Below are 18,203 nucleotides of genomic sequence, written 5' to 3'. Positions count from 1 at the left end.
CAACAATGAAACGGAACTATTTTTCTATACTCAGCCTTTTGGGACTGCTTGGACTGGCAAGTTGCGAAAAGGTACTCGATAAAACCGATTTAGGTTCGGTCAACGGAAGCCTTATTTTTAAAGACTCGGTGCTGGCTCGGATGAACTTAGACTACATTTACGACCAGAACTTACCTGCTTCGTGGGGAGGCACGTGGGGAACGCGCCCCGATCTTTCGGATGAGTCGTCGGGTGAAAGCAAGTTTTTTGAAGGAACGCTGTTAGTCAATGACGTAGCTGATTTTGGAACGGCGCTCAATGCAACAAACAACTACGGGAAAATTCGAGTAATCAATACCTTTATCAATGATGTAAACGGTGGAACCATTGCGCAGGCGACCAAAAATCGCCTCAATGCACAGGCGCAGTTCTTTCGGGCTTGGCGTTATTTTGACTTGGTTCGTTTGTACGGAGGCGTGCCTTTGGTGACGAAACCCCTTCAGGCTGTGGGAGTTGAAGCGCGTGATGCCGCGTTTTTGTCAAGAAATACGACGACCGAAACGTATAAGCAAATTGTCAGTGACTTAGACTCAGCGATGTTGTTTCTGCCAGGAAAGTGGGGCTCATCAGATTGGGGACGCATCACCAAAGGAGGTGCGGCCGCGCTCAAAGGACGCGCACTTTTGTATGCTGCCAGTCCACAATTTAACCCAACCGACGATGCGGCTAAATGGCAGGCTTCGTACGCGGCCAACAAACAAGCGTATGATTTGCTGGTGGCCAACGGATACGGTTTACATGCCTCGTTTGACCAGTTGTGGTTTCAGGAAGCGAACAACCCAGAGGCGGTTTTCTTGACGGGGTTTAATACCTCAACGGGCGACCAAACCAAGAAAAACAACGGCTACGACAATTCGACGCGCCCATCGTACGCAGGAACAGCAGGAGGCTCTAACCAGCCTTCGTGGGAAATGGTCAAAGCGTTTCCGATGAAAGACGGGAAAAAAGTGGGTGAATCGACCAAATACACCTATTCTGACCAATTGTTCTACAAAAACCGTGATCCTCGTTTTGACAAAACCATCGCGTACAATGGTGCCAATTGGCCTTTAAATGGGAATACTTCTTATAAACTTTGGACGTATTTTGCTGGTGGTAAAACGGTAGAAACGAAAGCTTCAAACACTGGTTTTTACACGCGTAAAGCCATCAACCCAACCGTGGGCGTGAGCGATGTGCAGTACTCGGGTACGGATTGGATTGAGATTCGTTTTGCGGAAGTATTGCTTAATTTGGCCGAAAGTGCCTGTGGAATTAATAGTCTCGAAGAGGCTTATACCCACCTCAAAGCCATCCGCAAAAGAGCGGGAATTGAAGCAGGAACCGACGGCTTGTACGGCCTAAAAGCCAACATGACGCGTGCCGAGATGTTTGAGGCGATTTTGTTTGAGCGCCAGATTGAGTTTGCCTTTGAAGGAAAGCGTTTTTGGGACTTGCGTCGTTGGAAACTCATTGAGAAAACCCTCAACGGTAAAAGAAGAACAGGCGTGACCATTAACCTTAAAACAACGGGCGTACCTGCCGATTTTGCTACCACGCGCGACAACGTTGATTTGGATGTGGCCTATACCAATTATTTCACCATTGTGACAAAACAATTGGATACTAAGTACGCAATCAATTGGAAACCAGAATATTATTTCTTTGCCATCCCGCAGTCAGCCATTGATAATAATCCTAAGATTATTCAAAACAATACCTGGGGCGGCGGCTTTGATCCTTTAAAATAACCTCACCCCCTGCCCCCTCTCCTTTTAGGAGAAGGGGTATAAGCTCTCTCGTCTGAAAGACTGAGATGGCGTACTGTAAGGGAGAGTTAAAACAAACCAAATCTATGACAGAGACAGTAATCACACCAGACTTAGAATTATACAATACTGGTTTTTTGAAAAATCTGCGGCTATCAGCGCTTGAAAATCTGCGTTATCTGCGGGCTAAATTTTCATCACTTTTGGTGATAGCGGTGTTACTGGTAACAAAACAACTCGTTTTGGCCCAGTATCCGCAAGTCCCCCAAGACATCCAAAAAGCCAGCGACGATATGCTCAAAGAAGCGATGCATCAGTCGAATATTGCTTGGCAAAAGGCGTTGCCCATCATTCAAAAAGAATCCCGCGAAGGCAAACCCTACATCCCGTGGGCGGCGCGGCCCGTCGATTTGCCCCAAGCGTCGATTCCAGCCTTTCCAGGGGCAGAGGGTGGCGGCGCATTTTCGTTTGGTGGACGTGGTGGTAAAGTATATGTGGTGACGAGCCTCGAAGACAGTGGCCCAGGAACCCTTCGCGATGCTTGCGAACAGGGAGGTGCGCGTACGGTGGTCTTTAACGTAGCAGGTATTATCCGACTCAAATCACCGCTTATTATTCGGGCACCTTACATTACGATTGCAGGGCAGACAGCCCCAGGTGATGGGGTGTGCGTGGCGGGAGAGTCGGTTTGGATCAATACCCACGATGTCGTGATTCGCTACATGCGTTTTCGTCGGGGAGAGACCAACGTCGGTCGTCGCGACGATTCGATTGGTGGCAATCCGATTGGAAATATCATCATCGACCACGTGTCATCGAGCTGGGGCTTAGACGAAAACATGTCGATGTATCGCCACATGTACAACGACAGCACGGGGACAACTGAGCAAAAGTTACCTACGGTCAATATTACCATTCAAAATTCCATTTTTTCCGAAGCATTAGATACGTGGAATCACGCCTTTGGAAGCACGTTGGGGGGCGAAAACTGTACGTTTATGCGCAACCTTTGGGCCGACAACGCTGGTCGTAACCCGTCGATTGGCTGGTTTGGTGTTTTTAATTTTGTCAACAACGTAGTGTTCAACTGGGTACACCGCTCGGTGGACGGTGGCGATTACCGCGCCATGTACAACATTGTCAATAATTATTTCAAACCTGGCCCACTAACACCAAAAGATTCACCTATTGGGTATCGTATTTTGAAACCTGAATCAGGGAGAAGTAAGCTGGGGTACTTGACCTTTGGACGTGCTTATGTGGATGGCAACGTGGTGGAAGGAAACGACGTGGTGACCAAAGACAACTGGAACGGTGGTGTACAAGTCGAAAATTTCAAAAATGCCGACAAGTACATGCCCGACATCAAAGTAAACAAGCCACTTCCCATGCCAGAAATGACGATTTTGACCACCCCAAAAGCCCACGACTACGTGTTAGCCAATGCGGGGGCAACATTGCCGAAGCGCGACCCCGTAGATACACGCATTGTGGAGCAAGTTCGTACGGGAAAAATTACGTACTTAGAAGGCGTCAAACTGCCCGAAACACAGTTTAAGCACCGTCGCTTGCCGATTGATTCGTACAAGCAAGGAATCATTACCGATATTTCTCAAGTCGGTGGGTATCCTGAATACAAAGGAACGCCTTACGTGGATACCGACAGCGACGGAATGCCCGATACGTGGGAAACCAAAAACGGACTAAATCCTCGTGACCCTTCGGATGCGCGTTTGGATAAAAACAAAGACGGTTATACCAACATCGAAGACTACCTCAACAGCGTCGTTTCGGTGAAACAGGTAAAACCATAGTTTTCCTTTTGGACACAGAGTTGCACGAAGTTAGGCACCAAGTTTCACAGAGTTTGATACATCGTGTAACTCCGTGAAAAACTCCGTGTCACTCTGTGTCTATTATTTTCGTGGAGAGGATTGCTCAGCAGTGTGGAGGGTTGCTCACAACCCGACTGAATACATAAACGAATAAGTAAATCGTGGTGAGGGTTGCTCACAACCCGACCGAATACATAAACGAATAAGTCAATATCCGTTTTGAGAATATTTTTACATAAACTATTGTTCCTGACGGTGGTAATGGGCGCAGAGCTTCAGGCTCAAACTCCCAAACCCGTCAAAAAACAACCCCCTGTTTTTCAAAACGAACAGGGCAAAATGCTTTATACCCCCGATTCACTCGGCAACCGCCTTCCTGACTTTTCGTACTGTGGGTATCGGGCGGGAGCCGAGTCCATTCCCGACGTGCCGATTCGGGTAGTAGTGAATGCGCAAAAAGGCGATGCCACTAACCGCATTCAGGCAGCGATTGAGTACGTAGCCACCTTACCCTTGGATAAAAATGGATTTAGAGGAACGGTTTTGTTGGGAAAAGGAACGTTTGAAGTGGCGGGTCAACTGAGCTTGAAAGCCTCAGGAGTTGTGCTGCGCGGAAGTGGCATGACCGAAAACGGAACCACCATCATAGGTGCAGGTACGTCGCGGGAGCATTTGGTCAATGTCATTGGTGGACAAAATGTGCTATCAAAGAGCCGTTTACGAATCACAAACCCGTACGTACCCGTCAATGCGATGACATTGGCCGTGGAAGATGCGTCGGGGCTAAAAGTAGGAGATGCTATCCAAATACACCGCCCTTCGACCAAAGAATGGATTCAAGCCCTTGGGACGGAGCACTTTGGCGGAGGTGTGACGGCGCTGGGCTGGAAAGCGGGACAACGAGACAGCTATTGGGATCGAACGATTACGGCCATTTCGGGCAATGAATTAACGCTTGATGCCCCCTTGACGACCGCATTAGATGCGTCGTACGGAGGCGGAAGCATACGAGTTTATCAACAACAAAACACGATTACCAACGTAGGGGTGGAAAACCTGAGGCTGGTATCGGCTTACGATGTTTCTAATCCCAAAGATGAAGACCACCGTTGGGTAGGGATTTCGCTAGACAATGTCCAAGACGCTTGGGTACGTCAAGTGACATTCAAACACTTTGCAGGAGCGGCTGTGAGCGTTTTGGCCGCTGCTCGTCGCGTTACCGTCGAGGATTGCCGAGCGTTGGAGCCTATTTCAGAAATTGGCGGAGAACGTCGTTATACTTTTTTTACGCAAGGACAACAAGGGCTTTTTCAGCGTTTGTATGCCGAAAACGGCTACCACGATTTTGCAGTGGGATATTGTGCGGCAGGTCCCAACGCCTTTGTGCAATGCGAATCGCATGAGCCGCATAGTTTCAGCGGGACGATTGACAGTTGGGCGTCGGGTGTATTGTTTGACATTGTGAATAGTGATGGAAATGCCCTTAGTTTTGGAAACCGTGGACAAGACGGTCAAGGGGCAGGCTGGACGGCGGCCAACAGCGTATTTTGGCAATGCACAGCGGCCAAAGTCGATTGTCCAAAGCCCCCTACGGCTGAAAATTGGGCGTTTGGTACGTGGGCGCAGTTTGCGGGAAATGGGCATTGGGAAATGTCCAACGAACACATTCGCCCCCGAAGCTTATACTACGCGCAATTGGCTGACCGCCTGGGCGAATCGACAAAGGCGCGGATGATTTTAATGCCCGTCGAGTCCGAAGCGTCGAGTAGCCCCAAAGTAGAGGTGGCGATAGCGTTGACAAAGTTGGCGCAGCAACCTATTTTGACCTTAGACGAATTTATTCAAAAAGCCCCCGAAAGACAGCCCATTCCAACCCAAACAACGGCAAAAACAATCGAACAACTTGGTTTGCCAACGGCGTCGAAGCCTACGAATGCCCCTGCTTTGACCCTTCAAAATGGTTGGTTGGTGCGCGGGAATACCGTTCAAACGGGCAAGCGACAGGATGTGACTTGGTGGAATGGAAGCGCGCGTCCGCATGGGTTGGAAAATGCCAAACCCCATTTAACCCGCTTTGTGCCTCGGATGACGGGACGCGGCCTGACCGACGACCTGAACGAGGTTAGTGACTGGATGAAAGCCAATAATGTGTTGGCGATTGACCACAATTATGGCCTTTGGTATGACCGCCGCCGCGATGACCACGAGCGCATTCGACGGATGGACGGCGAGGTTTGGACGCCTTTTTATGAGTTGCCTTTTGCGCGAAGTGGCAAAGAAACCGCATGGGACGGACTTAGTAAATACGACTTGACCCGTTACAATCGGTGGTATTGGAGCCGCCTCCAGCAGTTTGCCCAATTGGCCGACCAAAAGGGGCTGGTACTGATTCACCAAAACTATTTCCAACACAACATCATCGAAGCGGGAGCGCATTACGCCGATTTTCCGTGGCGTCCTGCTAATAACCTCAACCAAACAGGCTTTCCCGAGCCCGTGCCTTACGCAGGCGACAAACGGATTTTTATGGCCGAACAGTTTTATGACGTGTCGCACCCCGTTCGTCGGCAGTTGCACCGAGCTTATATTCGCCAATGTCTTGATAATTTTTCGGAACAAACGGGGGTCATTCAGTTGATTAGTGCCGAATATACGGGGCCGTTGTCGTTTGTGCAGTTTTGGCTGGATGTTATTAGAGAGTGGGAAAAAGAGAAAAAGAAGAATGTGTGGGTCGGCCTCAGTACCACCAAAGACGTTCAAGACGCGATTTTGGCCGATGCTCCACGCGCTGCGACGGTCGATATAATAGACATTCGCTACTGGCACTACCAAGCCAATGGCACGGCTTATGCACCCGCTGGAGGGCAAAACTTGGCACCCCGACAGCACGCCCGACTGCTCAGTCCCAAACGAAGTTCGTTTGACCAAGTGTATCGGGCCGTGAGCGAATACCGCCGACAGTTTCCCGACAAAGCCGTAATGTATTCAGGCGACGGGCAGGAAGCCTTTGGGTGGGCAGTAGTGTTGGCAGGTGGCTCGATGGCAAGTATCCCTTCGGTGGCCGATGGGCAATTTTTGAAAGACCTACCCACCATGAAGCCGTTGGTATCTTCTCCGCAGCAATGGGTGTTGGGAAACGCCAACGTTGGATTTGTCATATATACCGAATCTTCCGAAGCATCGCTTGATTTAACGCAAGTTCCGCACTCTTACACCGTACGGTTTATTGCCCCAAAAACGGGAGAAATGACCACTTCGGCAGAACAAGTAAAGGGTGGAACGGTAGTGACGGTGAAGAACCCGACGGGAACGGCTTCGGTCATTTGGTTGCAAAAAAGATAAGCCATTCCAAGGTTTGAAACCTTGGAATGGTTCAAAACAGATAACATTCTCCAATGAAACGACTTTTATCCCTTTTGCTCATTACCTATTTATGCTGCTCGTGCAGCAAAGACGTGTGGCTATTTACGTCTTTCCACGAGCCTGCCAACGAGGGCTTACGAATGCTGTACAGCTACGACGGTCGCCACTGGAATGACCTCAATAAAACCTTGTTAAAACCCGAAATCGGTACGCAGAAAGTAATGCGTGACCCCTCAATGGTGCACGGGAAAGACGGAACGTATCATTTGGTATGGACAACGAGCTGGAAGGGAGACAAAGGGTTTGGGTATGCCAGTTCCAAAGACCTGATTCACTGGTCGGAGCAACGACTCTTGCCCGTGATGGCGCACGAACCAACTACCGTCAACGTGTGGGCCCCCGAACTGTTTTACGACGACGAAGCCGATCGATTTGTCATTATTTGGGCTTCCACAATTCCGTTTCGTTTTCCTAGGGGCATCGAAGACGAAGACAATAATCACCGCATGTATTACACGACGACCAAAGATTTTAAGACATTTACCCCCACCCAACTTTTCTTTGACCCAGGCTTTAGTGTGATTGATGCAGTGATTGTCAAGCGTCAAAAAAACGACTATGTGTTGGTACTCAAAGATAACACTCGCCCCGAACGAAACCTAAAAGTAGCTTTTGGTAAAACTCCGTTAGGACCTTTTGAAAACGTATCGGTGCCATTTAGCAAAAAATTTACGGAAGGCCCTTCGGTCGTGAAAACGGGTGATGAGTGGCTGATTTATTTTGACACCTATCAAGATAAACGCTACGACGCCGTTCGGACTCAAGATTTTAAAACCTTTAGCGACGCCAATGCGGATATTTTAGTGCCGCAGGGCCACAAGCACGGGACTATTTTTAAGGCCAAAAAGAAGGTGCTGAAAGGCTTACGGGAGTGAGTAGGTCAGGGCTGAAGCCCTTTTGCTGAGTAGCTAAGGCTGCTCCACGCCCTAAAGGACGTGGTTTTAGGATAATCTTCACTGGCTCGATGCTGTTCTATTAACCCCATGCTTTAGCGTGGGGCATGAAAGGAAAGCTAACTAGAAGGGCTTTAGCCCTGACAAACCGTTTCTAAAAATGAATTACAAACACCATTTAATTTCTCTCTTGGCTTGGCTAATTACCACGACCGTCCAAGCCCAAGATACCATACGTTACGTGGGCAAAACACTTTCTAATGTGGACTATCACCACGGGCAATTAAGTCCTGCGGTGGGAGTGCATAACATTCAGGTATTCAGGGCCGACCGTGAAAACAAAAGCGGCACGGCGTTGGATTGGACTTACAACCACGCCCCGATGCTGGTGTATTGGAACAACACGTTTTACCTGCATTATTTGAGCAACCCCGTGGGGGAACACGTGCCGCCAGGGGCTACCCTTATTACGTCGTCCAAAGACGGCTACCAATGGACAACCCCAACGGTGCTTTTTCCCACTTACCGTATTCCTGACGGTTGGACAAAACAAGGGTATGCAGGCGTGGCCAAAAACCTTGATGCTGTCATGCACCAACGCATGGGATTTTTTGTATCGAAGAAAAATCGCTTGTTGACATTGGCGTATTATGGAATTGCCTTGGATGCCAAAGACGATCCGAACGACGGGAAAGGAATTGGCCGCGTGGTGCGGGAAATTTACGCCGACGGGCGGTTTGGCCCCATTTATTTTATTCGACACAACGCTACTTGGGATAAGTCGAAATCGGCTTATCCGTTTTATACCACTTCCAACGATGCAGGTTTTGTGGAAGCATGTAACGAGCTGTTGGCCAATCCGCTCATGATGCAGCAATGGCTCGAAGAAGCCGACCGCGACGACCCGCTCGTGCCGTTGAAGCGGGAATTGAAGGCGTTTAGTTACTACCATTTACCCAATGGAAACGTCGTGGGTTTGTGGAAGCACGCCTTGACGTCGGTGAGCAAGGATAATGGCAAAACGTGGTTGTACGCGCCATTACGCGCGCCAGGCTTTGTTAACAGCAATGCCAAAATTTGGGGGCAACGGACGTCCGATGGACGCTATGCCACGGTTTATAACCCTGCGGAGTTTCGTTGGCCGCTGGCGGTATCGGTTAGCAAAGATGGACTCGCGTACGATAACTTGTTGTTGGTCAATGGCGAAATTACGTCCATGCGTTACGGGGGAAATTACAAATCGTACGGGCCACAATACGTTCGTGGCATGGAAGAAGGCAACGGCACGCCACCCGATAAAAACTTGTGGGTGACGTATAGCATGAACAAAGAGGATATTTGGGTATCCAAAATTCCCGTGCCCATTACCGATGAAGTAAAAACGCACGTCAATGACGTATTCAACGACTTGCCCGCGGGAGATGAACTGAAGTTTTGGAATATTTTTAGCCCGCTTAGAGCGTCAGTAAAAATGGAAAAAGCCGCCGATGGTTCCAAAAACTTGGTACTACGCGATAGCGATGCGTTTGATTACGCCAAAGCCGAACGGGTTATTCCTGAGAGCAAAAAAGTGGTGGTTACGTTCACGGTTGTTCCCCAACAAACCGACAAAGGACGCTTGCACATTGAATTACAAGATGCCAAAGGCAGTGCCGCTACGCGCTTGATTTTTGATGTGGATGGGGAACTGAAAGCCAAAGTTGGCTACCGAAATTCGGGCATTATGAAATACGAAGCAGGCAAAGCCTACGAAATTCGGCTCGAACTCGACCCAAGCAAACGAATTTTTAATGTGTTTGTAAATGGCCAAAGCAAGGGGGCAAAAGTCTATTTCGCTCCCGTAGCCTCGTTCAAACGGGTCGTTTTCCGTACGGGCGATGTCCGCCGTTTCCCCGATGCTGACACCCCCACCGACCAGAATTACGACTTGCCTAACAGCAGCGCCGTGGAGTCGGAAGCTGTATTTGTCATAAAATCGTTGAAAACATCGAATAACTGATGTTTTTTGCCATACTCCGTGATACTCTGTGTCTAACTCTGTGAACCTCCGTGTTCCCAAAAATAAAAATTCATGAGAAAACAACCCTTTTATTGGCTATATCTTATTCTGTTTTCGGCGAAGGCGGCTTTTTCCCAACAAACCGTCAACATCTGGGCAACTGACCCGAGCGCACGGGTGAATTTTGGGGTAGAAAAGCTAAAAACAGCCTTGAGCGTTGCAGGTTATCAAGTGACTTTAAACAAAAGCATTGCCAAGAATAGCTACCAAATTGTCGTTGGAGTAGCCACCGACCCCGTTTTTCAAAAACTTACACTTGGTCAAAAACTCACGCTTGCCGCCAATCCCTCCAAAGAAAGTTTTGAACTCCTCAAGCAGCCCACTTCTCCGTTGTTTGTGGCGGGGAGCGATGCTTCGGGGGCTTTGTACGGGTGTTTAGAATTAGCGGAGCAATTCAAGAAAAACCAACGTTTACCCCAACAACTTTCGCTCAAAGACCAGCCCGAAATGGTGCTACGTGGTACCTGTATTGGTATTCAAAAACCCGTCTATTTGCCTGGTCGTGAGGTATATGAGTATCCTTATACTCCCGAGACGTTTCCGTGGTTATACGACAAAGCGCAGTGGATTAGGTACTTAGACATGATGGTCGAAAATCGGTACAATTCGCTCTATTTGTGGAACGGACACCCGTTTGCGTCGTTGGTGAAATTGAAAGACTACCCATACGCGTTGGAGGTGGATGAGGCAACGTTTCAAAAAAATGAAGCGCTTTTTAGCTTCCTCACCACCGAGGCCGATAAGCGCGGAATTTGGGTGATTCAAATGTTTTACAACATCATTGTTTCTAAACCTTTTGCTGAAAAACACGGCATTAAAACCCAAGACCGCAACCGCCCGATTGTGCCTTTGATTGCCGATTACACGCGTAAATCCATTGCCGCTTTTGTTGAAAAATATCCCAATGTAGGTTTATTGATTACACTCGGTGAAGCGATGGAAGGGCAGGGGCAGGATGACGTCGATTGGTTTACCAAAACCATTATTCCAGGCGTGCAAGACGGACTTAAAGCCCTGGGAAAAACGACCGAGCCGCCCATTGTGCTTCGTGCCCACGATACCGACGCCCCTCGGGTGATGAAATCGGCTTTGCCTTTGTATAAAAACCTATATACGATGGCCAAGTACAACGGCGAAGCGCTAACGACCTACACGCCTCGCGGTAAGTGGGCCGATTTACACCGCAGTCTGAGTCGCATTGGGACAGTCCACGTTGAAAATGTGCATATTTTGGCCAATTTGGAGCCTTTTCGGTACGGTTCGGCTGACTTTATTCAAAAATCGGTGCAGGCTATGCACAACGTGTACGAAGCCAACGGCCTTCATTTGTACCCGCAGGCATCGTACTGGGATTGGCCTTACACGGCCGATAAAGCTGAAAAACGCCTTTTTCAACTGGATCGTGACTGGATTTGGTACAAAACGTGGGCGCGCTACGCGTGGAATTCAAAACGGGAGCGCCCCGCCGAAATCAATTATTGGGGCAATCAACTGGCAGAGAAATACGGCTTACCGCTCGATAAAGGCAAAGACGTGTTGGAAGCCTACGAACAAACGGGGGAAATTTCTCCTAAACTCCTTCGCCGCTACGGAATCACGGACGGAAACCGCCAAACGCTGACGTTGGGCATGTTGATGACGCAGCTCATTAATCCGTTTCGATACGGTTTGTTTACCCTCATGTACGAATCGGAAGCGCCTGAGGGTGAGATGATTATTGAGTATGCAGAAAAAGACTGGAACCGACAGCCGCACCTTGGCGAAACGCCCGTGAAGGTAGCCGATGAGGTGGTTGTTCATGGACAAAAGGCCGTAGAGGCGATTGAGCGCGCGGCGGCAAGTGTTACCCAAAACAAGGAGGAATTTGGTCGCCTTCGGAACGACGTCCATTGCCAAGATGCCATGGCGAATTTCTATGCCGAGAAAGCGCGTGCGGCACTGGCAACGCTACGTTTTAAGTACTCAAACGATGTTCGTGATTTGGAGAAGGCATTACCGCATTTGGAGAAAAGCGTAAGCCATTACGCTAAGCTCGTTGCCTTGACCAAAGATACTTATTTGTATGCCAACAGTATGCAAACGCAGCAACGCAAAATTCCGATGCGTGGGTTTGAGGGTGCGTACAAAACGTGGACAGAAATGCTGCCCGTTTATGAAAAAGAGTTGAAAACGTTTAAGCATAAAATAGATTCGCTCAAAACCCATAGTTCGCAGACTACCAAGCAATTGGTGCTATTGCAACCTGCCGAAGTGACCCTACAAAGCCCGCAGGCAGCGTGGTTTTCGGCGGTAAAAGGACAAGCCGTTTTTAGTGATACGGCGGCAGTGATTAGCGGAATTGCGCCCGAATTACAGGCGTTGAAAGGAATTAAGTTGGCCAAAAATCAACTTCAATCGCAACGTACTACACTGACTTTCACGACGCAGGAGCCTGTGAAGTTATTGGTTGGGTTTTTTAACGAAAAAAAAGCCAGTTATTTACCAACTCCCGAGTTAGAAACCGACGCCAGCGCCAACGATTACGGGCAAGCCGAAATCAAAATTTCAAATGCCGTTTTGGTCAATGGTTTTCCACCTGCCAACGTCCACGCGTACTCATTTGGGGCGGGAACGCATACGTTCAATCTGGGCAAAGGGGCGTGCCTTTTGTTGGGCTTTGTGAAAGGAAACCAAACCATCCCTATTTTCGACGCGGGCATGGCGGGCAACAAGAAGAATATTGATTGGTTGTTTGAATAGCATCAGGCCAGAGGCCTGATAATAGTTGTCACGCGGCAGAGCCACGCGCCATCCAAGGCCAAAATGACAAAATATAAGATTTAACCCATGTACACGAAAAAATATAATACGCTCTTTGCCTTTTGCCCCTTGCAAATTTGCCGTGGGACGGTCCGACTCTTACCCCTTGCCTTTTGCCTTTTGTTCCTTCAAAGTTTCGGGCAAAAGGCAACGGTTTTAACCACCGACGCACTCAAAAAAGACATTGCTTATTTTAATTCCATCGACGAGGAAGCCGTCAAAAACTACGTCACCAACGAGCAATCGTTTGAATGGCTTTCTAAAAACGTTCCATTGTTTGATTGCCCCGATTCGGTCATTCGGACGGTTTATAATTACCGTTGGTGGTCATTCCGAAAGCACCTCAAACAAACGCCTGATGGCTTTATTTTTACCGAATTTATCACCAAAGTCAACCACGCGGGTAAGCACAACGCCATTAGCAGCGCCTTGGGGCACCACATTTACGAAGGGCGATGGCTGCACAATCCGCAGTACATCAACGATTACATTTCGTTTTGGCTGTACGTTGACCCCAAACATAGCGTTCAACGTTTTCATGCCTTCAGTAGTTGGGTGGACGATGCCGTTTATGGTCGGTATTTGGTAAACTTAGACAAAACTTTTTTACAAAAAACACTGCTTGATTTAGAGGCCGATTACCGTAAATGGGAAACGGAGAAAATGCTTCCAACGCAGCTTTTTTGGCAATTTGACGTTCGTGACGCGATGGAAGAATCGATAAGTGGCTCGCGAAAAGAAAAAAACATCCGTCCGACCATCAACAGTTACATGTACGGAAATGCCCTTGCGTTATCGCGCATGGCGGCCATTGTGGGCAATGATACGCTTCGTCAGAAATACCAGCAAAAAGCCGAAACGCTTAAACGCCTCGTTCACGAAAACTTGTGGGATGAATCAGCGTCGTTTTTTAAAGTAAAACACGAAAACGGCCACCTCGACCAAGCCCGCGAAGCCATTGGGTTTATCCCGTGGTACTTCAACCTGCCCGACGATGCTCCAAACTACGCCCGACAGTGGGAACAACTCACCGATACGACGGGGTTTCGGGCCCCTTGGGGATTGACCACCGCCGAGCGCCGACACCCGTTGTTTCGGACGCACGGTTCGGGGCATGGCTGTGAGTGGGACGGCCCCGTGTGGCCTTTTGCCACGACCCAAACGCTACGAGGACTTTCAAATTTGCTTACTAATTACAAAAACCACGGGAGAATGACGCCGCAGGTGTTCTACGATGAGCTTCACCGTTATGCGCGTTCGCACCAAATGAATGGTAAGTTGTACCTCGGAGAATACCAAGACGAGAAAAATGGCCGATGGCTCAAAGGCGACGACCCCCGCAGCAAGTTTTACAACCACTCAGGCTATGCCGATTTGATTATCAGTGACTTGGTAGGACTCAAACCTCGCGCCGATGATGTTTTGGAAATTCATCCGTTAGTTCCTCAAAATCAGTGGGATTGGTTTTGTTTGGATAAAGTTTTGTACCACGGAAAAAGTGTGACGGTGCTTTGGGACAAAACGGGTAAACATTACCAAAAAGGCAAAGGTTTCCGCATATTGGTGGACGGAAAAGAAGTAGGGCGAGCCAAAAAACTACAACCAATGAAGCTGAAATTAGGGCTGTAGAAGTAAGAAAATCGATATAAATCCTTTAAAAAGCGGACTCTTACTGAGTTCGCTTTTTATTTTTATAAAAAACAGACGGAATGAAACGAAGCAATTTCTTACTGGTTGGCCTGCTGGCAATGCTCAATGTTTGTGCGTGGGGACAAAACGCCGATAAGTACCTCTTCATCGGTACCTACACAACCAAAACCAGCGAAGGCATTTATGTCTATAAATTCAATACCGAAACGGGTGATTTTAGCCCCGTAAGTGTTGCCAAAGGAGTTAAGAATCCTTCTTTTTTGGCTATTTCGCCCGATAAACGTTTTGTGTATTCGGTGGCGGAAGTAAATGGCGGGGCCGTAAATTCGTACTCATTCGATAAAAATACAGGGACATTGACGTTCATCAATACCCAATCGGCGGGAGGCAATGGCCCCTGTCACGTGGCGACTGATAAAAAAGGGAAATGGGTAATGGTGGGAAACTACGGCGGTGGTAGTTTGAGTATTTTACCCGTTCAGGCCGATGGCTCACTTGGGGTAGCTACCCAAACCATTCAGCACGAAGGCAAAAGCGTGAATGAAGCACGCCAAGAAAAAGCACACGTCCATTCCATCAATGTCGCGCCTAACAACGTCGATGTGTTTGTGCCTGATTTGGGTATGGACAAGATTATGACCTACACCCTCGATACAAAAGCAGGACGTCTTACGCCTGGCAATCCTGCGTTTACGGCGGCCACGCCTGGGGCTGGGCCACGCCACTTTACGTTTCACCCCAACGAAAAATGGGCCTATGTTATCAACGAATTGGACGCAACAATGACGCGCTTTGAGTACAAAAAAGGGAAATTAACCCCCGTACAAACGGTGACGACGCTCCCCAGTGGCTACACGGGGCGTATGTGGTGCGCCGATATTCATGTTTCGCCCGACGGGAAGTTTTTGTACGGCTCCAACCGCGCCCAAGAGAGCTTGGTCATTTATAGCATTGCCCCAAAAACGGGTGAGCTTACCTACGTCGGAAACCAAGATGTACTCGGTAAAACACCCCGCAATTTTATGATTGATCCTACGGGAAAATGGGTACTTGTAGCGAATCAAGACACGGATAACGTCGTGATTTTTAGCCGAGATACCAAAACGGGGAAATTGACACCCACTGGCAAAGAAATCAAGGTCTCGATGCCTGTGTGTTTGAAAGTGCTGGAGTAAGAAGGGTTAAATTTGCTTTTCTGACATTTTTCTCTAATTTTGATTAAAACTAAAAGAAGTAAAACGATGTCGGTGATTGAGCTAAAAGAAAAAATACATCAACAAATTGACTTGCTAACCGATGAGCAAGACATTGAAGATTTGTATGCTAATCTCAGTTTCTTTTTTCAAAGTAGAGAAATTCATTTTGATAGTAATGCCCCTGCGTTTGTACAAACTTTGACCACTTCGTTACAACAAAACCCAGCCGAAGGAGTGAGAAGTGATGAGTTGCGAAACAAGGTAAACGAATGGCTTTCCAAATAATATATTCGCCCAATTCCCAAGAAGATATTAGGGAAATATTGGTCTATCTGTTAGATAAATGGGGTTTTGAAGCTTCTCACAACTTTTCAGAATTTCTAATTGATACCGTTGATATGCTTGTACGGCAGCCTTACGCTGGCCGAAAACACGAACTTTTAAGCTCCGTTCGTGAGTTTAGAGTCAAACCCCACTACTTAGTTTATTACAGCGTTTTGGAAGAACAACAAATTATTCATGTGCTGAACATTGTTGATTCAAGGCGCAAACGCTAATTTTTATCCCTACCAATGAACCGAAGAAATTTTCTCCATACCAACGCAGCCTTGGGGTGGGGTGTGCTGAATTGGCAAAAGCCATTGCAACCCGCTACCGAAAACGTGCGCCTGTATTGGGCCAAGCTACTTTACAAAATCGCCGAACCCGTCCTGAGAAATTTGAGCCAACACACGCTGGTCAAAAACTGGAAAGTGGAGTTCAGCCCCACCTGGGACAACCGCAATGCCAAAGTCGCGTACTTGGAGGCTTTTGGCCGTACCATCGTGGGCGTGGCACCTTGGTTGGCCTTGCCCGACGACGATACCGAAGAAGGAGTATTACGCAAAAAGCTCAAACAGTACGCCCTCAAAAGCATCGAAAACAGCGTCAACCCCGACTCACCTGACTACATGCTGTGGCGAAAAGAAGGCCAAACGCTGGTGGACGCCGCCTTTTTGGCGCAGGCGTTTCTCAAAGCGCCCGATGCTCTTTGGAAACCGCTGGATGCTACTACCCAAAAACGGGTGATTGAGGAATTTACACTGTTACGACGAGTTGTTCCGCCCAACAATAATTGGGTACTTTTTGCGGCCATTGTAGAAGCTTTTCTGTTGTCGATTGGCGAAAATGCCGACCGTTATCGCATTGAGTTTGGCGTTCGGAAAATTGAGGAGTGGTACGTAGGAGATGGTTGGTTCAAAGACGGCGAAGTGTTTCACATTGATTATTACAATTCGTTTGTCATCCAACCCATGCTGGTGGACGTACTGCAAACGTGGCTGGAAGTCAACAAACGCCAATCGCCCAACGGAAACCACAAAGCCTTACAAGACCGTACTAACCTTGCCGTAAAACGGATGCAGCGTCATGCCGATTTTTTGGAACGTTTAATCTCCCCCGAAGGTACATTTCCTGCCTTTGGCCGTAGTATTACGTACCGAGTAGCTGCATTTCAGTCGTTGACGCATGCCGCATTGATTCATCAGTTACCCGAAAACGTGACTCCGTCTCAAGCGCGTTGTGCCCTGACTGCCGTTATTAAGCGGATGTTTTCGCAAGAAGGGGTGTTTGACCAAGAAGGCTGGCTCACGCTGGGCTTTGCGGGACATCAGCCCACGATTGCCGACTCGTATTCCAATTCAGGAAGTATGTATCTGACTACGTTGGGATTTTTGCCGCTTGGCTTACCTGCGTCTGACCCGTTTTGGAGCGATGCCGATGCTGAATGGACGCAGAAGAAAGCGTGGTCAGGAAAGCCTTTTAAAAAAGACGGAGCCGTTAATTATTAGCCAATTATGTACAGTTTTCTACTATCGTTGTTCCTCATGAATCTTGCTAACCCTTCTGTTACCTTAACTTCCCAGCAATGGTTGACGTTGCCCGAAACGCAATTCAAATACGCTACCGATGGCCGTACGGCTCCCCAGCCTACAGAGGTAAAACTTCGTTACGATGACACGTATTTGTACATTGATTTTGAGTGCGGCCAAAACCCTTTTTGGAAAGAAAATAGCTACCGAGGGCACAATACCGATATGTGGAATCAGGAAGTGTTTGAGTTGTTTATAGCCGAAGGCGAAGCCATTCCGACGCGGTATTTGGAATTAGAAATTAACCCTAATAATGCTCTTTTTGTGGGGTGGATTGAAAATCCTACGAAAGAAGCCCCGCAAAATTTGGCGTTTGTACCTTACGAAAAAGCGGGAATAAAACATGAAGTGAAGACCGCAGGCGATACGTGGTCGGGCAAAATGCAGATTCCGTGGGCTTTATTGGGTGGGAAAAAGGACACCTATCGCCTCAATTTTTACCGCATCGTCTCGCTCCAATCACATTCAACTACTGATTGGAAATGTAGCCCTGCCGATTGTGCTTTTTTGTGTTGGAGTCCAACCATGAGCGGAGCAACCCCACGATTCCACCGTCCTGATTCTTTTGGGACATTACATTTGAAATAAAAAAAGAACCTCCCGAAAAAACGAACCTCCCGAAAGTTTTGAACTTTCGGGAGGTTGGGCAAC

The 18,203-nt window shown here is 48.2% G+C and carries 12 protein-coding genes; all 12 read left to right on the top strand.

Annotated elements, in window-relative coordinates; all coding sequences use genetic code 11:
* The first annotated feature begins 5 nt into the window (after positions 1-5).
* The 12 genes from FHS57_RS22285 to FHS57_RS22230 all read left to right on the top strand — a co-directional run bounded on the left by FHS57_RS22285 (position 6) and on the right by FHS57_RS22230 (position 18,140).
* Positions 6-1,769 carry a RagB/SusD family nutrient uptake outer membrane protein gene (locus tag FHS57_RS22285; protein ID WP_183977534.1) on the top strand — a complete coding sequence of 588 codons (1,764 nt, stop codon included), beginning with the start codon at positions 6-8 and terminating at the stop codon, positions 1,767-1,769.
* Between the two features lie 104 nt (positions 1,770-1,873).
* Positions 1,874-3,601, top strand: coding sequence for a pectate lyase family protein (locus tag FHS57_RS22280; RefSeq protein ID WP_229601422.1), 1,728 nt, complete (start codon positions 1,874-1,876; stop codon positions 3,599-3,601).
* 240 nt (positions 3,602-3,841) lie between these two features.
* Positions 3,842-6,964: a DUF6298 domain-containing protein gene (locus tag FHS57_RS22275; RefSeq protein WP_183977532.1), complete on the top strand. Its 3,123-nt coding sequence runs from the start codon at positions 3,842-3,844 to the stop codon at positions 6,962-6,964.
* Positions 6,965-7,017: 53 nt separating this feature from the next.
* A complete protein-coding gene (locus FHS57_RS22270; RefSeq protein WP_183977530.1) occupies positions 7,018-7,920 on the top strand; it encodes a glycoside hydrolase family 43 protein in 903 nt (300 codons plus the stop codon).
* 178 nt (positions 7,921-8,098) lie between these two features.
* Positions 8,099-9,937: an exo-alpha-sialidase gene (locus tag FHS57_RS22265; RefSeq protein ID WP_183977528.1), complete on the top strand. Its 1,839-nt coding sequence runs from the start codon at positions 8,099-8,101 to the stop codon at positions 9,935-9,937.
* A gap of 72 nt (positions 9,938-10,009) precedes the next feature.
* Positions 10,010-12,736 carry an alpha-d-galacturonidase gene (locus tag FHS57_RS22260; RefSeq protein WP_183977526.1) on the top strand — a complete coding sequence of 909 codons (2,727 nt, stop codon included), beginning with the start codon at positions 10,010-10,012 and terminating at the stop codon, positions 12,734-12,736.
* A gap of 87 nt (positions 12,737-12,823) precedes the next feature.
* Positions 12,824-14,425 (top strand): MGH1-like glycoside hydrolase domain-containing protein, encoded by a 1,602-nt coding sequence (locus tag FHS57_RS22255; protein ID WP_183977524.1) that lies wholly within the window; start codon positions 12,824-12,826, stop codon positions 14,423-14,425.
* 80 nt (positions 14,426-14,505) lie between these two features.
* Positions 14,506-15,621, top strand: a complete 1,116-nt coding sequence (locus tag FHS57_RS22250; RefSeq protein WP_183977522.1) for a lactonase family protein — start codon at positions 14,506-14,508, stop codon at positions 15,619-15,621.
* Between the two features lie 39 nt (positions 15,622-15,660).
* Positions 15,661-15,927: a hypothetical protein gene (locus FHS57_RS22245; protein ID WP_221225697.1), complete on the top strand. Its 267-nt coding sequence runs from the start codon at positions 15,661-15,663 to the stop codon at positions 15,925-15,927.
* Positions 15,912-16,199 (top strand): type II toxin-antitoxin system RelE/ParE family toxin, encoded by a 288-nt coding sequence (locus tag FHS57_RS22240; protein ID WP_183977518.1) that lies wholly within the window; start codon positions 15,912-15,914, stop codon positions 16,197-16,199. Before FHS57_RS22245 ends, FHS57_RS22240 begins: the two co-directional genes overlap by 16 nt.
* 15 nt (positions 16,200-16,214) lie before the next feature.
* The gene (locus FHS57_RS22235; RefSeq protein ID WP_183977516.1) at positions 16,215-17,471 is read left to right on the top strand and encodes a DUF2264 domain-containing protein; all 1,257 of its coding nucleotides are present in this window, start codon (positions 16,215-16,217) and stop codon (positions 17,469-17,471) included.
* A gap of 36 nt (positions 17,472-17,507) precedes the next feature.
* A complete protein-coding gene (locus FHS57_RS22230) occupies positions 17,508-18,140 on the top strand; it encodes a carbohydrate-binding family 9-like protein (protein ID WP_229601421.1) in 633 nt (210 codons plus the stop codon).
* Positions 18,141-18,203: the final 63 nt, after the last annotated feature.

Origin of the sequence: Runella defluvii (genome assembly GCF_014195535.1) — a bacterium.
Lineage (GTDB): Bacteria > Bacteroidota > Bacteroidia > Cytophagales > Spirosomataceae > Runella > Runella defluvii.
This window is presented reverse-complemented; position numbering and strand designations above follow the sequence as displayed.

Bases quoted from the DNA above. Each gene is read 5' to 3' on its own strand.
- FHS57_RS22280 (WP_229601422.1), top strand. From the start codon at position 1,874: ATGACAGAGACAGTAATCACACCAGACTTAGAATTATACAATACTGGT.
- FHS57_RS22255 (WP_183977524.1), top strand. From the start codon at position 12,824: ATGTACACGAAAAAATATAATACGCTCTTTGCCTTTTGCCCCTTGCAA.
- FHS57_RS22230 (WP_229601421.1), top strand. From the start codon at position 17,508: ATGAATCTTGCTAACCCTTCTGTTACCTTAACTTCCCAGCAATGGTTG.
- FHS57_RS22285 (WP_183977534.1), top strand. From the start codon at position 6: ATGAAACGGAACTATTTTTCTATACTCAGCCTTTTGGGACTGCTTGGA.
- FHS57_RS22260 (WP_183977526.1), top strand. From the start codon at position 10,010: ATGAGAAAACAACCCTTTTATTGGCTATATCTTATTCTGTTTTCGGCG.
- FHS57_RS22265 (WP_183977528.1), top strand. From the start codon at position 8,099: ATGAATTACAAACACCATTTAATTTCTCTCTTGGCTTGGCTAATTACC.
- FHS57_RS22250 (WP_183977522.1), top strand. From the start codon at position 14,506: ATGAAACGAAGCAATTTCTTACTGGTTGGCCTGCTGGCAATGCTCAAT.
- FHS57_RS22240 (WP_183977518.1), top strand. From the start codon at position 15,912: ATGGCTTTCCAAATAATATATTCGCCCAATTCCCAAGAAGATATTAGG.
- FHS57_RS22270 (WP_183977530.1), top strand. From the start codon at position 7,018: ATGAAACGACTTTTATCCCTTTTGCTCATTACCTATTTATGCTGCTCG.
- FHS57_RS22235 (WP_183977516.1), top strand. From the start codon at position 16,215: ATGAACCGAAGAAATTTTCTCCATACCAACGCAGCCTTGGGGTGGGGT.